The sequence below is a fragment of the Tabrizicola sp. genome, from assembly GCF_030373185.1.
Classification (GTDB): Bacteria; Pseudomonadota; Alphaproteobacteria; order Rhodobacterales; family Rhodobacteraceae; genus Tabrizicola.
The window spans coordinates 19,865-34,938 of record NZ_JAUCZH010000006.1; the positions used below are offsets into that span (position 1 = coordinate 19,865).

Below are 15,074 nucleotides of genomic sequence, written 5' to 3' on the forward strand. Positions count from 1 at the left end.
GGGATGATCCTCAGATACGGTTTCCGTTGGCGTCGAACCAGAGCGGGTTATGCGGGCGGATGGGCAGGGTGTCGCCGGGGCGAAGCGGGGTGTGGACGTCGGACAGGGTGATCAGATCATGGGGCCCGAGCGTCAGGTGCAGTCGGGTCTGGTCGCCCAGGTGTTCCACCCGGCGGACGGTGGCGGGCTGGCCCTCGCCCTGGGTGATGTGTTCGGGGCGCAGGCCGATCTGTGCTGCGTTCGGCGGTGCGCCGGAGAAGGCATCGGCGGGCAGAAGGTTGATGCGCGGCTGGCCAAGGCGCGAGGCGACATAGGCGGAGACGGGGTTTTCGTAGATATCGCGCGGGGTGCCGTATTGGACGAGGCGGCCTTGGTCCAAGACGCCGACATGGGTGGCCATGGTCATCGCCTCGATCTGGTCGTGTGTGACATAGAGGAAGGTCGCGCCAAGTTCGGCATGGATGCGTTTGAGTTCAATGCGCAGGTCGGCACGGAGTTTGGCGTCAAGGCTGCTGAGCGGTTCGTCCATCAGATAGATGCGGGGCTGGCGGACCAGCGCGCGGCCGATGGAAACGCGCTGCATCTCGCCGCCCGAAAGGTTGGTGGCCTTGTTGTCCAGCTTGTGGGCGATGTGAAGAACCTCGGCGACCTTCTGCACCTCGGCCGCGATCTGGTCTTCGGGCATGGCGATGATCGGTGAACGCAGCGGGAAGGCGAGGTTGTCGCGCACGGTGAGATGGGGGTAGAGCGAGTATTGCTGGAAGACCATGGCCACATCGCGCTGGGCCGGGGTGTCGTTCAGGACGGAATGGCCGCCGATGGCGATGTCACCCCGGTCGGGGCGGTCAAGGCCGGCGATCAGGCGGAGCGTGGTGGTCTTGCCAGCACCTGTGGGGCCAAGAAGGACGACGAAAGAGCCGTCGGGGATGGTCAGCGTGACATCGTTCAGCGCCTTGGTGGCGCCGTAGGATTTGGTCAGGCCGGCAAGGGTGACGTCAGCCATGTTGGACCCCCGCGTTGGCGGCGGTGCGGATCGCGCAGCCGGTGGTATCATCAAACAGCGAGAGGGTGCGGGCGTTCAGGGTGAGGCCCACGGTTTCACCCGGGGTTGCGATCTGGGCGGCTGGGGTGCGGGCCTTGATCTGGCCGTGCGGGGTGGAAAGGGTGACGATCTGGGTGGTGCCAAGGTATTCCGTCGCCTCGACCCGGCCACGGTAGGGGCTGGCGTCGGTCAGGGCGACATGTTCGGGGCGCACGCCAAGGACAAGTTTGCCGGTGGCGGCTTCCTGAAGTTCGGGAAGGGCCATCGCGGTGTCGCCAAGCTGGACGCTGGTGGCACCTGCCGGGGCGGAGCCTTCGAAACGCAGGAAGTTCATCGACGGGCTGCCGATGAAATCGGCGACAAAGAGGGTGGCCGGGTGGTCGTATATGTCCTGCGGGGTGCCGAACTGCTCGACGACGCCGTGGTTCATCACCACGATCTTGTCGCCCATCTGCATCGCCTCCAACTGGTCATGGGTGACGTAAACGGTGGTGGCCTTCATCCGGTCATGAAGCGCGCGGAGTTCCTCGGCCATATGCTCGCGAAACTCGGCGTCCAGCGCGCCAAGTGGTTCGTCCATCATGAAGGCCTTGGGGCTGCGGACGATGGCGCGGCCCAGGGCGACGCGCTGGCGGTCGCCGCCGGACAGACCGCCGACGGGTTTGTCGAGTATATCGGCAATGCCGAGGATGCGCGCAACCTCGGCCACCTTGGCCTGGACCTGCGCCTTTGGCATGCCCTGGCTGACAAGCGGGTAGGAGATGTTCTTCCTGACGTTCATATGCGGGTAAAGCGCGAACATCTGGAACACCATGGCGATGTCGCGCTGGCTGGCGGGCTTTTGGCTTACATCCTCGCCGTCGATCAGGATCTCGCCCGAGGTCGGCAGTTCGAGGCCCGCAATCATGCGCAAGGTGGTGGTCTTGCCGCAGCCCGAGGGGCCGAGAAGCATGAAGAACTCCCCGTCCTTGATCGTGAAGGACGAGCCCTGAACGGCGGTAAAGGCGCCGAATTCCTTGCGCAGGTTGCGGATGATGATTTCAGCCATTCAGAAAGTCCTTTGCCCGTCGGAACCGCGGATCAGGCCCGGGGTGACGCGCGTCTGGTGTCGGGTCAGGTGGAAGGGTCGGTGCATGCGCGTCACTCCGGGAAATGGCTGGTGATGATGAACATCACGGTCCCCAAAAGGGTCACGAGGAACGACCATGTGTAGGCCCAGAGGAAGAAGGGCTGCATCAGCATAACCACGCCCAGCGCGATAAGGACGGTGGCAAGGTTTTCCCAGGGACCGCGACGCAGGCGGAGAAGGCCGGAAAGGAAGCTCATTTCGGGTCTCCGTCGCGCGGACGGGGCGAAAGATTTTCGGCGAAAACCTCTGTGGCTGAGCGGTGGTGACGGCTGGGTGTGGTCATTTGCGCACGGCCCCGAATGTGATCCCGCGCAGAAGGTGTTTGCGCAAGAGGATGGTGAAGATCATCACCGGCAGAAGGAACAGCGTCGCGCCGGCCGCCACGGCGGGCCAGTCCTGACCGCCGACCCCGATGATCGTGGGGATGAAGGGCGGCGCGGTCTGGGCGTTGCCCGAGGTGAGGAGGACCGCGAAGGCGTATTCGTTCCAGGCGAAGATCAGGCAGAAGATCGCGGTCGAGGCGATGCCGGTGGCGGCCTGGGGCAGGACGACCTTCCGGAATGCCTGAAACCGGGTGTAGCCGTCGATCAGCGCCGCCTCTTCGTATTCGCGGGGGATCTCGTCGATGAACCCTTTCAAAAGCCAGACGGCAAGGCTGATGTTCACGGCGGTGTAAAGGAGGATCATCCCCAGATGCGTGTCAGAGAGGCCCAGTTCCCGATACATCAGGTAAATCGGGATCGCGACGGCGATGGGGGGCATCATCCGGGTGGAGAGGATGAAGAACAGAAGGTCGTCCTTGAGTGGCACCTTGAAGCGGGAAAAGGCGTAGGCGGCCAGCGTGCCAAGGAAGATCGACAGGAAGGTTGACCCAAAACCGATGATCACCGAATTCATGAATCGCTCGCCGAAGCGCGACTGTCCGGCAATCACCATTCCGGTATCGCGCACGATCTGATCATACCAGGTTTCTGGCGGGGGAAGCGCGGCGAAATCGTCGGATGCGATGCGGGTGCGGGTGGTGAAAAGGTTGACATAGCCTTCAAGGCTTGGCTCGAACACCACCTTTGGCGGGTAGGATATGCTGTCCGGCCCTGACTTGAAGCCAGTGGCGATGATCCAGACCAGGGGCAACAGGGTGATGATCGTATAGGCCACCACAAGCAGGCCAGCGAACCATTTGGAGGATCTTGTCGGCTCGGTGACGGAATAGGCGCTCATGGCTGGCCTCCGGTGCAGGCGGAAGAGGGGCGGGCTTGGGTTTGCATCACCGTTCCTTCACCTTGTTCAGCGCCTTGACGTAGATCGAGGCCAGACCGAAGACCGTGACGAACAGGATGATCGCATAGGCCGAGGAATAGCCGGTGCGCCATTTCTCGAACGCCTCGCGCTTGAGGTCGATGGAGGCCAGCAGGGTTTCATTGCCCGGGCCACCGCCAGTCAGCAGGACCACCATGTCGAACATCTTGAAATTCTCGATGCCGCGGAAGAGGACGGCAAGCATCAGGAACGGCAGCACCATCGGCACGGTGATCGTCCAGAACTGCCGCCATTTCGAGGCGCGGTCCACTTCGGCGGCCTCATAGATGTAGTCGGGAATGGAACGCAGGCCCGCAAGGCAGATCAGCATGACAAAGGGCGTCCACATCCAGGTGTCGACGATGATGATCGACCACTTCGCCAGCCCGCCCGGCCCAAGCATGGAAAAGGACGAGGCCGGGGTGCCGGTGACCAGTTCGACGACGTAATTGAACAGCCCGATCTGCGGTTGGTAAAGAAAGGTCCAGAAGTTGCCCACGACTGCGGGCGACAGCATCATCGGGATTACGATCAGCGTGGTCAGCAGGTCATTGCCCTTGAATTTCCGGTTGATCAGCCAGGCAAGCGTAAAGCCGATGACCACTTGCAGCACGATTGTCCAGATCAGGAAATGTGCAGTGGTCTGCATGTTTTCCCATGTCCCGGCATCTGTCAGGATGCGGGTGTAGTTGCGCAGACCCACCCATTCGACCTCACGGCCCGGACGATTGGCAGCGTAGTTGGTGAAGGACAACCGCACGGTCCAGATCAGCGGGAAGATGTTGATCGCCAGCAAAAGGAATATCGTCGGGGTCACGAAGATCCAGGCGATGGCGCGGTCGGACAGGCCCCGAACGCGGCGCGCTACGGGCGCGGGCGTGGCCTTGGCGGCGATGTCGATGGGGTTGGTCATGCGGTGATCCCGTTCGGCGGGAGGGGGCGGTCGGCCCCCTCGCCTTGCCTTCCCCCATGTCTGGGGGAAGGGGTGTGTTGCTTCGGTTCAGGGTTCCCCTCTTTCCGTCAGGAAAGAGGGGGCAGGGCCTTAGAGCTTGCCTTCGTCTTCGAAGACTTCGGTCCAGTCGGCGATCAGGCCGTCAAGCGCCTCTTGTGCAGTGCCTTGGTCGGCCACCACATAGTTGTGCAGTCGTTCCTGCATCGCGATCAGAAGCGAGGCATAGGCCGGTTCCTGCCAGAAGTCCTGCACGCCGCCCATGGCTTCAAGGAAATCACCGGCGAATGGGGCCGAGTTCACGAAGTTCGGGTCTTCCAGCACGGCCTTGTGGCAGGAATAGCCGCCCGAGGCCCACCATTTTTGCTGCACGTCCGGCTGGGCGAACCATTTGATGTAGGCCAGCGCGCCGTCCATGTTGTCGGTGTAGGACACGACCGAGATCCCTTGTCCCCCAAGCGTGGAGGCCGCGACGTTCTGCGCCGGGTTCACGAAGAAGTCGATCTTGTCGCCGCCGACCGTCGGGTCAGCATAGAGGCCCGGGAAGAAGGCGAACCAGTTCATCGCCATCGCCACCTGACCGGATTTGAACGCATCCAGCGACTGTTCCATATAGGCGTTGTCATAGCCGGGAGGCGTGCCGGTCTTGTAAAGCTCCTTGTAGAATTCAAGGCCTTCCACCGCCGCGGATGAGTTCACGGCGCCTTCCATGTCATATTGGCCGGGGGTGTTTTCATACTTGAAGCCCCAGGCATACATCGCGCCGGTGGCACCCATGGTGATGCCTTCTGACCCGCGTTCGGTGAAGATCGAGGCACCGTAGACGGTCTGGCCGTCAATCTCGCGGCCCTGGAAGAACTGCGCGATCTGCAGCAGTTCCTTCTGGCTTTGCGGTTCGCGCAGGTCTTGGCCGGTGGCTTCCTTGTAGGCGGCCTGAATGTCTTCACGACCGAACCAGTCCTTGCGGTAGAACCAGCCGTTCGCATCGCCCATGGCGGGCAGCGCATAGTAGTTCGGCGTGCCTTTGGGCCAGGTGGAATAGGCATAGACGGTCGCCGGGGCGAAGTCGTCCATGCTGATGCCTTCGGCGTCGAAGAAATCGTTCAGCTTGATGTAATGGCCGTTCTCGGCCCCGCCGCCGATCCACTGGCTGTCACCGATCAGAAGGTCGCAAAGCTGGCCGCCGGAGTTGAGTTCGTTCAGCATCCGGTCGGCGAAATTGGGCCATGGGATGAATTCGAAGTTCATCTTGATGCCGGACTGCGCCTCAAAATCCTTGGACAGTTCGACAAGCGCGTTTGCCGGATCCCATGCGGCCCAGCAAAGCGTGAGTTCATTGGCCTGCGCATTGGCCTGAGCAGACCAGACCAGCGCAAGCGCCGCCGATGCGGCGAGTGTCGTCCGTTTCATGCATTCCTCCCGATTTGGTTGTGGTGGGCCCGTGCGGATGCCGGGCCTTCTTGAATTGACGTGACGATAGGCGCAGGAGAGCGGGGCTGTAAAGCATTTTTGAGGTACGTTCCTCATTTAGCGCGACGGGCTTCATTCAAAGCGATTTGGAGACCAGTCCGGGCAGATGGAGCGGCGTTTTTCAGGCTGCGGCCTTGTTGGCCTCGCTGGTGGCAGTGCTGGTCGAATCGGGGCTGGGGGGCAGGTTTTCACGCAGCACGATCTCGATTCGAATCTGTTCCTGACCTTGGTCCAACGGCTGATTGTCGGCCTTGGCGCGCAAGACACGCAGGGTGCTTCGGGCAAGGTGGCCAAGATTCTGGGTAATCACGGCGGTGATCTCTCCGGCCTCCAGCGCATGCCGGGCATGGGGGGTCAACTCATGGCAGATCACGATCAATTTTCCGGAAAGTCCCATATCAGCAAGCACTTGCGTCAACGCACGATGCCCGTCACCCATGGCGTAGATGCCCCTGACACCCGGGGCATTGGCCAGCCGTTCCGCCACCACCTGACGCAATGTCTGGCCCGAGCCGTGAGTCTCCAGAGACGGCAAGACCTCCAGCCCCGGAAAATCGCGCAGCATGACCTCATCGAACCCGCGACGGCGTTCGATCATGTCACGGGCCAGCAGCGATTGGCCAAGGACCAGCACCTCGCCACGGTCGGTGTCGGACTGTCGGCCCCCGCCAAGAAAGCGGCCCATCAGCATTCCGGCCGTGCGCCCGGCGGCTCGGTTGTCGATGCCGATGAAATGGTCTCGGTCGGTGTTCGGCAGGTCCGACACCAGCGCCACCACCGGCAACCCCTTTGCCCGCAGCCCCCGGATCGCATCGCGCAGGATCGGGGTTTCGGGGGCCATCAGGGCCACCCCGGCATAGCCGCGCCCGGGAAGGCTGGTCAGCAAGGCGGCAAGCGCATGCGGATCTTCGGCGGGAAAGCGGTGCAGCTTCAGTTCCATTCTTGCGGTCGCAGCGATAGAGCCCGCATCGGACAGCGCCTCCGCAAGTGTCTGAACAAACTGGCTTTCCGTATCGGGCAGCACCACCGCCATGCGGTAATTCCGGCTGCGGGCAAGATTTGCCGCCGTCAGGTCACGCACATAGCCCAGCTTGGTGATGGCGTCATTCACCGCGCGGATGGTCTTTTCCCGCACCCCGGGACGGGCGTTCAGCACCCGGTCCACGGTGGCAAGGCTGACGCCAGCCTCACGCGCGATGTCGTTCACGGTTGGCCGCACCTGACCGCTCCCTTGTCCTTGGTCGAATATCGGCACCGGATTGAGGTACGTCAATCACGATTCCGGCGCCTGCCGGTTCGATACCTTCGATGATGCCGCTTCACCTTGACCGGCAAAGCGGTGCATCCTGTAGCGATATGACGGGAGAACGCACATGAGGACGCTTCTGCTTTTCGGTGACAGCAACACCCATGGCACGGTGCCGTTGCCGGATTTTGGCCAGTCGGCCCGCTATGGGCGGGATGAGCGCTGGGCGGGGCGGCTGGCACGGCTTTTGCCCGATTGGGAGGTGATCGCCGAAGGCCACCCGGGTCGCACGACGCTGCATGATGACCCGGTGGAGGGCGCGCATCGGAACGGTTTGACGGTGCTGCCTGCCCTGCTGGAAAGCCACAAGCCGGTGGATGTGGTTCTGGTGATGCTGGGGACCAATGACCTGAAGGAACGGTTCTCGGTCAACGCCGGCGATATTGCCCTGTCGCTGGAGCGGCTGGTGCGGGTGATCCGTGCCTCGGAGGCCGGGCCGGATGGGGCCGCGCCGGGGGTGCTTCTGGTCGCGCCGCCACCCATTCAAGAGGTGGGGTGTCTGGCGGGCATGTTCGCGGGCGGGGCAGCAAAGTCGCGCGCGCTGGCGGCCGAGGTCCAGTCGGCTGCCGCGCGGGTCGGGGTGGCGTTCATGGATGCGGGGGCGGTGGTGCAGGTGTCGCCCATCGACGGCATCCACTACGGGCCAGAGGCCAACCCCGCGCTGGCCGAGGCTTTTGCCGTCGCGATCCGTCAGGATTTCCCCGGATAAGTGCAAGATAGGCGGGGCCTAAGCGCGGCTTGGCCTGATCCTGCTTTGCAGGACGGGCCGGTTTGGCGCAAACTGGCATTGATACCTGAACAGCAAGGCACGCCCATGACCCGCCACGATCCTCAGCTTTCGGCCCCGGCCCTTTCGGCAATCGCGGAACTGCGCGCCAATGTCGCCCTGCCGTTCGAGCGGGCGCGGGCGATGCCGAAATCGGTCTATACCTCGCCCGAATTCGCGGCCGCCGAGGAACGCCACATCTTCGCGGCCGACTGGCTTTGCGCAGGTCGGGCCGATGCGCTGGCCACCCCCGGCGATTACCTGACCATGCAGATCGCCGGGGAACCGATCATCATCCTGCGCGACCGGGACGGCGTCTTGCGCGGCATGTCGAATGTCTGCCGCCACCGGATGAGCATGCTGCTGGAAGGCCGCGGCAATGTGCGGTCCATCGTCTGCCCCTATCACGCCTGGACCTACAATCTGGACGGCACCTTGCGGGGCGCCCCCGCGATGACGCGCAACGAGGGCTTTTGCAAGGACGACATCAAGCTGCCCCCGGTGCGGGTGGAGGATTGGCTGGGCTGGATCATGGTCACGCTGAACCCTGACGCGCCGCCACCGTCGGAAACGCTGGCAGGGGTGGAGCGGCTGGTCGGCCACTTGCCGATGCAAGGCTACCGCGAGGTGTTCCGCGAGGAGTTCCGCTGGAATACCAACTGGAAGGTGCTGGCCGAGAATTTCATGGAGAGCTACCACCTCCCGGTCTGCCACGCCGGCACGATCGGGGGATCAAGTGACCTCAACAAGATGGAGTGTCCGGAAGGTGAAGCGGCGTTCAACTATCACTGGATCGTCAAGAACGATCAGGTGCCGCTGGCGCTGGCGCATCCGTCGAACACCACGCTGCAAGGCGATGACCGGCGGATAACATGGCTTCTGGCGATCTATCCGGCGTTGCTGATCACGCTGACGCCGGGGTATTTCTGGTACCTCAGCCTGACGCCGGATGGCCCGGGGACCGTGAATGTCCTGTTCGGCGGTGGCATGAGTGCAGAGTGGATGGCGGATCCCGAGGCAGAGCGGCATCTGGCGGCCGTAAAGGCGCTTCTGGATGACGTTAACGTCGAGGACAAGGGTTGCGTGGAACGGGTCTGGAAAGGCCTTTGCGCCAGGATGTCGGGGCCGGGGCAGCTGAGCCATCTGGAACGGCCGAACTATGAATTCGCCAAGTATATCGCCGGGCGGATGCCCTAGGGTGCGGGGAAGGGTTTTCGAAATTCCTTCGAAAATCGTTCGAAGGAATTTGTGCCGGGCGGGCCAGGTGCGGTAGCCTTGGTGGATGCCGCTTCGCTTTACCCTTCGCCAATTGGAATACCTTGTCGCGGTGGGCGAACCGGGTCAATCGCGCTTGCGGCGGAACGGGTGAATGTCTCATCGCCGTCGATCTCGGCTGCGATCGCGCAGTTGGAGGCCGAATTCGGGTTGCAGCTTTTCGTCCGCCGCCATGCGCAGGGGCTGTCCTTGACACCCGGCGGGCGGCGGTTCGTGGACGAGGCGCGGGCGGTGCTGGCGGCTGCCGGGCGGCTGAACGATCTGGCGGCGGAAATCACCGGGCTGGTGCGCGGACCCTTGGCGGTGGGCTGTCTGGTGACCTTTGCCCAGATGATCCTGCCCGGCCTGCGCCGCAGTTTCTGCGACCTCTTTCCAGAGGTCGAGGTGACCCAGTTCGAGCTTGATCAGGCCGCGATCTTTGAAGGGCTGCGGGCCGCCCGGCTGGATGTGGCGCTGACCTATGAGCTGGATATCCCGCCGGATCTGAGCTTTACCCCGCTTCTGGCCTTGCGCCCGCATGTGATCCTGCCGGCAGGGCATCCGCTGGCCGGGCGGAAGGTTCTGACCGTTGCGGAACTGGTCGATCTGCCGATGGTGCTGCTCGATCTGCCGTTCTCGACAGACTATTTCCTGAACATCTTCCGCGAGATCGGGCGGCGGCCGAAGGTAGTGGAACGGACGCGCGATCTGGGCGTGATGCGGGCGATGGTGGCGAACGGCTTTGGCTATTCCATCGCCAATATCCGCCCGGCAACGACCCTGGCACCGGACGGGCGGCCCCTGGCCTATGTGCCGCTGACCGGCCCGCCGCCCCTGGCCTTGGGATTGGTGTGCAGCGAAGGCGCAAAGGCGGCGCTGACGGTGCGGGCCTTCATCGACCATGCCCGCGCCGAGGTGACCGAGGCGTCATTGCCCGGCCTGGTGATTGGTCGGGATGATTGCGGGGGTTGACCCTGCCGCCCGGCGCGTCACCTTAGCGCAATGAGCGAACGCAATGCCCTGATCGTGGCCCATGGCCAGCCCTCGGCCCCCGGCCCTGCGGCGGCGGCGCTGACGGTGCTGGCCGCGCGGGTGGCGGACCTGATGCCCGGCTGGCACGTGGCCGCAGCGACTCTTGCCGAAGCCGGGGCATTGCCGCGCGCGGTTGCAGGCCGGGGGCCGGGCGTCGTGTTCCCGATGTTCATGGCCGGGGGCTGGTTCAGCAAGGTTCAGATCCCGGCAAAACTGGCCGAGGCAGGGGCCGCAGGCTGGCAGGTGCTGGAGCCTTTCGGCTGTGATCCGGGCGTGCATGACCTGTGCGTGACGCTGGCGCGTGAGGCGGGGACGGATCAGATGGTCCTTGCGGCGCATGGGTCGTTCAAATCCCCGGTGCCGTCCGATATCGCGCGGCATGTGGCTGGCCGGATTGCCGCCGAAGCCGGGGTCGCGCGGATCGAGGCCGGGTTCATCGACCAGTCGCCACAACTGTCAACGCTTCACGGTTTTGACGCCGGGGCGGTCTGCCTGCCGTTCTTTGCCGCCGAAGGCGGGCATGTGGCCGAGGACATCCCCAAGGCACTGGCCGAGGCCGGGTTTCAGGGCCGCGTCCTGCCGCCCGTGGGGGTGGATGCACGGGTGCCTGCGCTGATCGCGGCGGCGCTTGCGCGGGGGCAGGGCGTCTGCGAGGCTGAGTGCCGCTGGCGTAGGTGAACCGAATTCCGTGCGGAAATCGGCCGTCAGACCGTGTGCAGGTAAAGGTCGAAATCAACCTCGCTGACCGTGCGCATCACCCGGGCATATTCGGCCGCCTTGATGGCGGTGAAGGTGCGGTGCATGTCTTCGCCCAATGCGTCCTTCAGGAAGGCCGAACGTCTTGCCGCGTCGATAGCAGACCGCCAATCGGTTGGAATTGCCGCCTCTTCGCCGGTTTCGGCATAGGCGTTGCCGGTGGTTTCCGGCCCCGGGTCGATCTGGTGTTTCATGCCGTGACGGATACCCGCCAGCACCGTGGCTGCGACCAGATAGGGGTTGGCATCCACGCCCGCAGGCCGGTGTTCGATCCGGCGGGCCTTGATGTCACCAGCGGGAATGCGCAGCGCGACGGACCGGTTGTTGACGCCCCATGATGGCGACACCGGGGCGTAGGACTGGCTGGCAAACCGGCGCCAGCTGTTGGCGTGAGGGGCAAAGACCAGCATCGATTCCGCCATCGTGGCCTTGAGGCCACCAAGGGCGTGCAGGATCAGCGGGTTCCACTGACCCTCGTGATCCTCGATAAAGACGTTCTTGCCGGCACCATCCAGCATCGAGACGTGGAAATGCATGCCTGACCCGGCGTAGTTTTCGTTCGGCTTGGCCATGAAGCAGGCAACGACGCCATGCGCGCGGGCTTGCGCCCGGACAATGCGCTTCAGGCGCATCAGGTCGTCGGCGGCCTGCATCACGTCAGTCCGGTAGTGCAGGGTGAGTTCATACTGGCCGGGGGCATATTCCGAGATCAGCGTCTCGGCGGTGATCCCGGCCAGCTTTGCCCCGGCGTAGATGTCACTGAAAAGCGGCAGCATCCCGTGCAGGTGATCGACCGAATAGACCTCGGTCTTGTTCGACTTGCGGCGGTCCAGCACATCGCGGGCGGGCTGCATCTTGCCGTCGGAGCCACGTTCGGGATCGAGCAGGAAGAATTCCAGCTCGAACGCCCCGGCCGGATGCAGGCCCTCGGCGGACAGCGCATCCACCTGCCGCGCCAGCGCGTGGCGCGGGTCCGACGACATCGGCGCGCCATCAAGCGTATACATCGACATGAACACCTCGCCGCGCGGCGGCTGGGTGTTGTGCAGCGGTTTCAGGGTGCCGGGAACGGGCCAGGCGCGCAGATCACCATCGCCCTGATCCCAGATCAGGCCGGTTTCATGCACATCCTCGCCACAGATATCGAGGCCAAGGATCGAAATCGGCAAATGCCGGCCATTGTTGAAAAAGGACAAAAGCTCATGCCGACGGATGATCTTTCCCCGGCCAATGCCGTTGGCATCATGCAGGATAATGTCAAACGCCTCGATTTCCGGGTGGGCGGCAAGGAAGGCTTCGGCTTCCGCAGGCGTGGAACCGGAGGGGCTGGTCTGGGTCATGTCAGGCTTCTTCGAAAAGGGCGGTCAGGACAGAGTCGAAACGGGCGATCAGGCGGTCGATCTGGCGTTTCTGCGTCGCAGGGCTGACCAGCATCATGTTGTGGAACGGTGCGATAAGCGAGCCCCGGTTCAGAAGGCCGGTGTGGATGGCGGCCTCGACCTGTGGCTGGTGGGCGGCGGCGGCTTCGGTGCCGTTGCGCAGGGGGCCGGGGGCGCAGATGAATTCCACCCGCGCGCCGACGCGGACCACATGCCAGGGCGCGCGATGCCGGTCGATGGCCTTGCGCAGGCCCTTCGACAGCCGTTCGGCCCCGGCTTCCATACGGGCGTAGTTCTCCGGGGTCATCACCTTGTCCAGCGTGGCCACCAGACAGGCGAATTGCATCGGGTTGGCCGACAGCGTCGTTCCCATCCCCGAGCGGCCATCGGGACGCTGGGCGTTGACCTCGTTATAGCGGTCGGCGGTCGCGGGGCTAAGCCCCCAGACGGCCGTCGGCATGCCGCCTGCCACACATTTGCCGACGACAAAGATGTCGGGGCGCAGCGAATGGACCCGGGTGTAGCCGCCAAGGCCCGAGGAGATCGTATGCGTCTCGTCCATGATCAAAAGCGCGCCATAGCGCAGCGACAGCTGGCGCAAGCCGTCGTGGAACCCGGCTTCGGGCAGGACCATGCAGGAATTGGTCATGACGGGTTCGGTCAGGATCGCCGCGACATCGCCCTTGGCAAGGGCCGCCTCGACCCCGGCAAGGTCGTTGAATTCGCAGCAGACGGCGGTGGCGGTCAGATCGTTGACCTGACCCAGAAGGCCGGGGCTGGTGACGGTGGCGCCATTTTCCAGCGATACGAAGGTGTCATCCACGGTGCCATGATAGCAGCCGTTGAACACAAGGATCTTTGGCCGCCCGGTCACGGCGCGGGCGACGCGGATGGCAAAGCGGTTGGCGTCGGTTGCGGTGGTGGCGATCTGCCAGCGGTAGGTGCCGAAACGGCCGGTCAGAAGGCGCCCGGCCTCAAGCGCGGCTTCGGTGGGGAGCATGTAGGTCAGGCCGTGGCTGGCCTGACGACGGATGGCCTTTGCCACTGGCGGCGGAGAGTGGCCGAACATGCTGCCGGTGTCGCCAAGGCAGAAATCGTCCAGCGTCACCCCGTCGATATCGGTCAGCCTTGCGCCTTCGGCCTTGGCGACCAGCGGCAGATGCGGCATCGGCCAGTCCGCCATCCAGTGCATCGGCACGCCGTTCAGAAAGGCACCGGCCCCTTCCGCCAATGCCTTGGCAGCCTTTGGGCGGGACTTGGCATAGTGCGCCGCCTCATGCTTTGCGAAAGCCTCAAGCCGGCTCTTGTCGATGCCGGCAATCAGGGTGTCAGAGGTCATGTTGTCTGTCATGAGTGTGCCCCGGGAAGCGTCCCGGTATATGCGCAATAATTTGATCAAAAGGCAAGCGCCTGCTTCCAGCACTCATGTCTGTGTTCGTCCCTCGGCCCACGACGGCTGAGAGCAAAGCTTCGAGGGTCGGCCCGACAACGCGGAGGGAGGGTCAGGCCCAGCGGCCCTCGAAATCCTGAGGGACAAGAAGGTCGTGACGGCCCAGATCGGTCACCTTGCGTTCGCCGCACAGTGCCATCGAGGTGTCGAGTTCCTTCTGGATCACCTGAAGCGCCTTGGTCACTCCGGCCTGGCCCATCGCGCCCAGCCCATAGATATAAGAGCGTCCGATCATCGTGCCTTTGGCCCCAAGGGCCAGCGCCTTGAGCACATCCTGGCCAGAGCGGATGCCGCTGTCCATCCAGACCTCGACCTTGTCTCCGACCGCGTCGACGATCCCCGGCAGCGCGCGGATCGCGGAGAGCGCACCGTCCTGCTGCCGCCCGCCGTGGTTTGAAACGATGATGGCATCAGCGCCCACCGACAGGGCGGCCTTGGCGTCCTCGGCATCGAGGATGCCTTTCAGGATGACCTTGCCCCCCCACATCTTCCGGAATTTCGCGATGCGGTTCCAGTCAAGCGTCATGTCGAAAGCCTCGGCCGTCCAGGACGACAACGATGAGGGGTCGGTCACCCCCTTGGCATGGCCGACAATATTGCCGAAAAAGCGCCGCTTGGTGCCGAGCATCTCCAGCCCCCACGGAACTTTCGTCATCATGTTGGCAATCGAGGCGGGTGTCAGTTTCGGTGGGGCCGAGAGGCCGTTCTTCAGATCCTTGTGCCGCTGTCCAAGGATCTGAAGATCGACCGTGATCACGATGGCCGAACAATTCGCCGCACGAGCCCGGTCAAAAAGGCGGCTCATGAAGTCCTCGTCCTTCAGGGTATAGACCTGGAACCAGAAGGGCTTGGAGCTGTGCGCGGCCACATCCTCGATCGAGCAGATCGACATGGTGGACAGGGTGTATGGCACGCCGAATTCAGCGGCCGCTCGTGCGGCCTTGATCTCGCCATCGGCGCTCTGCATGCCGGTCAGGCCCACCGGGGCAAGGGCGACGGGCATCGTCACCGGCTCTCCGATCATCGTGCTGGCGGTGCTGCGGCCCGACATGTCGACCGCCACCCGCTGGCGCAGGCGCAGCGCGGCAAAGTCCGAGCTGTTCTCGCGAAAGGTCTGCTCGGTATAGCTGCCGCTTTCCGCATAGTCGTAGAACATCCGCGGCACCCTGCGGCGATAAAGCTGCTTCAGATCCTCGATGCAGGTGATGACGGGCATGGGTTGCCTCCCGGATTGGTCATCTT

Annotated in this window: 14 protein-coding genes; 4 read left to right on the forward strand and 10 right to left on the reverse strand. The window is 63.8% G+C overall.

Features of this window, described 5'->3' with window-relative positions; genetic code table 11:
* Nucleotides 1–10: 10 nt before the first annotated feature.
* The 7 genes from QUV21_RS12445 to QUV21_RS12475 form a co-directional block, all read right to left on the reverse strand.
* Nucleotides 11–1,003: an ABC transporter ATP-binding protein gene (locus tag QUV21_RS12445; RefSeq protein WP_300855329.1), complete on the reverse strand. Its 993-nt coding sequence runs from the start codon at nucleotides 1,001–1,003 to the stop codon at nucleotides 11–13.
* Complete coding sequence (locus QUV21_RS12450) at nucleotides 996–2,090, reverse strand: ABC transporter ATP-binding protein (RefSeq protein ID WP_300855330.1); 1,095 nt, start codon at nucleotides 2,088–2,090, stop codon at nucleotides 996–998. The genes QUV21_RS12445 and QUV21_RS12450 overlap by 8 nt, the downstream gene beginning before the upstream one ends.
* 92 nt (nucleotides 2,091–2,182) lie before the next feature.
* The gene (locus tag QUV21_RS12455; protein ID WP_300855331.1) at nucleotides 2,183–2,368 is read right to left on the reverse strand and encodes a hypothetical protein; all 186 of its coding nucleotides are present in this window, start codon (nucleotides 2,366–2,368) and stop codon (nucleotides 2,183–2,185) included.
* A gap of 82 nt (nucleotides 2,369–2,450) precedes the next feature.
* A complete protein-coding gene (locus QUV21_RS12460; protein WP_300855332.1) occupies nucleotides 2,451–3,392 on the reverse strand; it encodes a carbohydrate ABC transporter permease in 942 nt (313 codons plus the stop codon).
* A gap of 46 nt (nucleotides 3,393–3,438) precedes the next feature.
* The gene (locus QUV21_RS12465) at nucleotides 3,439–4,383 is read right to left on the reverse strand and encodes a sugar ABC transporter permease (protein WP_300855334.1); all 945 of its coding nucleotides are present in this window, start codon (nucleotides 4,381–4,383) and stop codon (nucleotides 3,439–3,441) included.
* Between the two features lie 129 nt (nucleotides 4,384–4,512).
* Nucleotides 4,513–5,829, reverse strand: coding sequence for an extracellular solute-binding protein (locus tag QUV21_RS12470; RefSeq protein WP_300855335.1), 1,317 nt, complete (start codon nucleotides 5,827–5,829; stop codon nucleotides 4,513–4,515).
* A 181-nt stretch (nucleotides 5,830–6,010) separates the two neighbouring features.
* A complete protein-coding gene (locus QUV21_RS12475; protein WP_300855336.1) occupies nucleotides 6,011–7,108 on the reverse strand; it encodes a LacI family DNA-binding transcriptional regulator in 1,098 nt (365 codons plus the stop codon).
* Nucleotides 7,109–7,262: 154 nt separating this feature from the next.
* Between QUV21_RS12475 and QUV21_RS12480 the strand changes: the two genes are divergently transcribed.
* From QUV21_RS12480 to QUV21_RS12495, 4 genes are all read left to right on the forward strand, one after another.
* Nucleotides 7,263–7,904 carry an SGNH/GDSL hydrolase family protein gene (locus QUV21_RS12480; RefSeq protein ID WP_300855337.1) on the forward strand — a complete coding sequence of 214 codons (642 nt, stop codon included), beginning with the start codon at nucleotides 7,263–7,265 and terminating at the stop codon, nucleotides 7,902–7,904.
* A gap of 105 nt (nucleotides 7,905–8,009) precedes the next feature.
* Nucleotides 8,010–9,158, forward strand: coding sequence for an SRPBCC family protein (locus tag QUV21_RS12485; RefSeq protein WP_300855338.1), 1,149 nt, complete (start codon nucleotides 8,010–8,012; stop codon nucleotides 9,156–9,158).
* A 168-nt stretch (nucleotides 9,159–9,326) separates the two neighbouring features.
* Nucleotides 9,327–10,187, forward strand: coding sequence for a LysR family transcriptional regulator (locus QUV21_RS12490; RefSeq protein WP_366907988.1), 861 nt, complete (start codon nucleotides 9,327–9,329; stop codon nucleotides 10,185–10,187).
* Between the two features lie 30 nt (nucleotides 10,188–10,217).
* Entirely contained in the window at nucleotides 10,218–10,925 is a 708-nt protein-coding gene (locus tag QUV21_RS12495; protein ID WP_300855339.1) for a CbiX/SirB N-terminal domain-containing protein, read from the forward strand.
* Nucleotides 10,926–10,951: 26 nt separating this feature from the next.
* On the opposite strand, the gene QUV21_RS12500 is transcribed toward QUV21_RS12495, so the two are convergent.
* From QUV21_RS12500 to QUV21_RS12510, 3 genes are all read right to left on the reverse strand, one after another.
* Nucleotides 10,952–12,343, reverse strand: a complete 1,392-nt coding sequence (locus QUV21_RS12500; RefSeq protein WP_300855340.1) for a glutamine synthetase family protein — start codon at nucleotides 12,341–12,343, stop codon at nucleotides 10,952–10,954.
* Nucleotide 12,344: 1 nt separating this feature from the next.
* A complete protein-coding gene (locus QUV21_RS12505) occupies nucleotides 12,345–13,721 on the reverse strand; it encodes an aspartate aminotransferase family protein (protein WP_300855629.1) in 1,377 nt (458 codons plus the stop codon).
* Nucleotides 13,722–13,884: 163 nt separating this feature from the next.
* Nucleotides 13,885–15,048 (reverse strand): alpha-hydroxy acid oxidase, encoded by a 1,164-nt coding sequence (locus QUV21_RS12510; protein ID WP_300855341.1) that lies wholly within the window; start codon nucleotides 15,046–15,048, stop codon nucleotides 13,885–13,887.
* Nucleotides 15,049–15,074 lie beyond the last annotated feature (26 nt).

Coding starts and splice junctions, on each gene's coding strand:
- QUV21_RS12470 (WP_300855335.1), bottom strand. CDS start 5,829: ATGAAACGGACGACACTCGCCGCATCGGCGGCGCTTGCGCTGGTCTGG.
- QUV21_RS12450 (WP_300855330.1), bottom strand. CDS start 2,090: ATGGCTGAAATCATCATCCGCAACCTGCGCAAGGAATTCGGCGCCTTT.
- QUV21_RS12460 (WP_300855332.1), bottom strand. CDS start 3,392: ATGAGCGCCTATTCCGTCACCGAGCCGACAAGATCCTCCAAATGGTTC.
- QUV21_RS12510 (WP_300855341.1), bottom strand. CDS start 15,048: ATGCCCGTCATCACCTGCATCGAGGATCTGAAGCAGCTTTATCGCCGC.
- QUV21_RS12495 (WP_300855339.1), top strand. CDS start 10,218: ATGAGCGAACGCAATGCCCTGATCGTGGCCCATGGCCAGCCCTCGGCC.
- QUV21_RS12480 (WP_300855337.1), top strand. CDS start 7,263: ATGAGGACGCTTCTGCTTTTCGGTGACAGCAACACCCATGGCACGGTG.
- QUV21_RS12505 (WP_300855629.1), bottom strand. CDS start 13,721: ATGACCTCTGACACCCTGATTGCCGGCATCGACAAGAGCCGGCTTGAG.
- QUV21_RS12445 (WP_300855329.1), bottom strand. CDS start 1,003: ATGGCTGACGTCACCCTTGCCGGCCTGACCAAATCCTACGGCGCCACC.
- QUV21_RS12465 (WP_300855334.1), bottom strand. CDS start 4,383: ATGACCAACCCCATCGACATCGCCGCCAAGGCCACGCCCGCGCCCGTA.
- QUV21_RS12500 (WP_300855340.1), bottom strand. CDS start 12,343: ATGACCCAGACCAGCCCCTCCGGTTCCACGCCTGCGGAAGCCGAAGCC.
- QUV21_RS12455 (WP_300855331.1), bottom strand. CDS start 2,368: ATGAGCTTCCTTTCCGGCCTTCTCCGCCTGCGTCGCGGTCCCTGGGAA.
- QUV21_RS12485 (WP_300855338.1), top strand. CDS start 8,010: ATGACCCGCCACGATCCTCAGCTTTCGGCCCCGGCCCTTTCGGCAATC.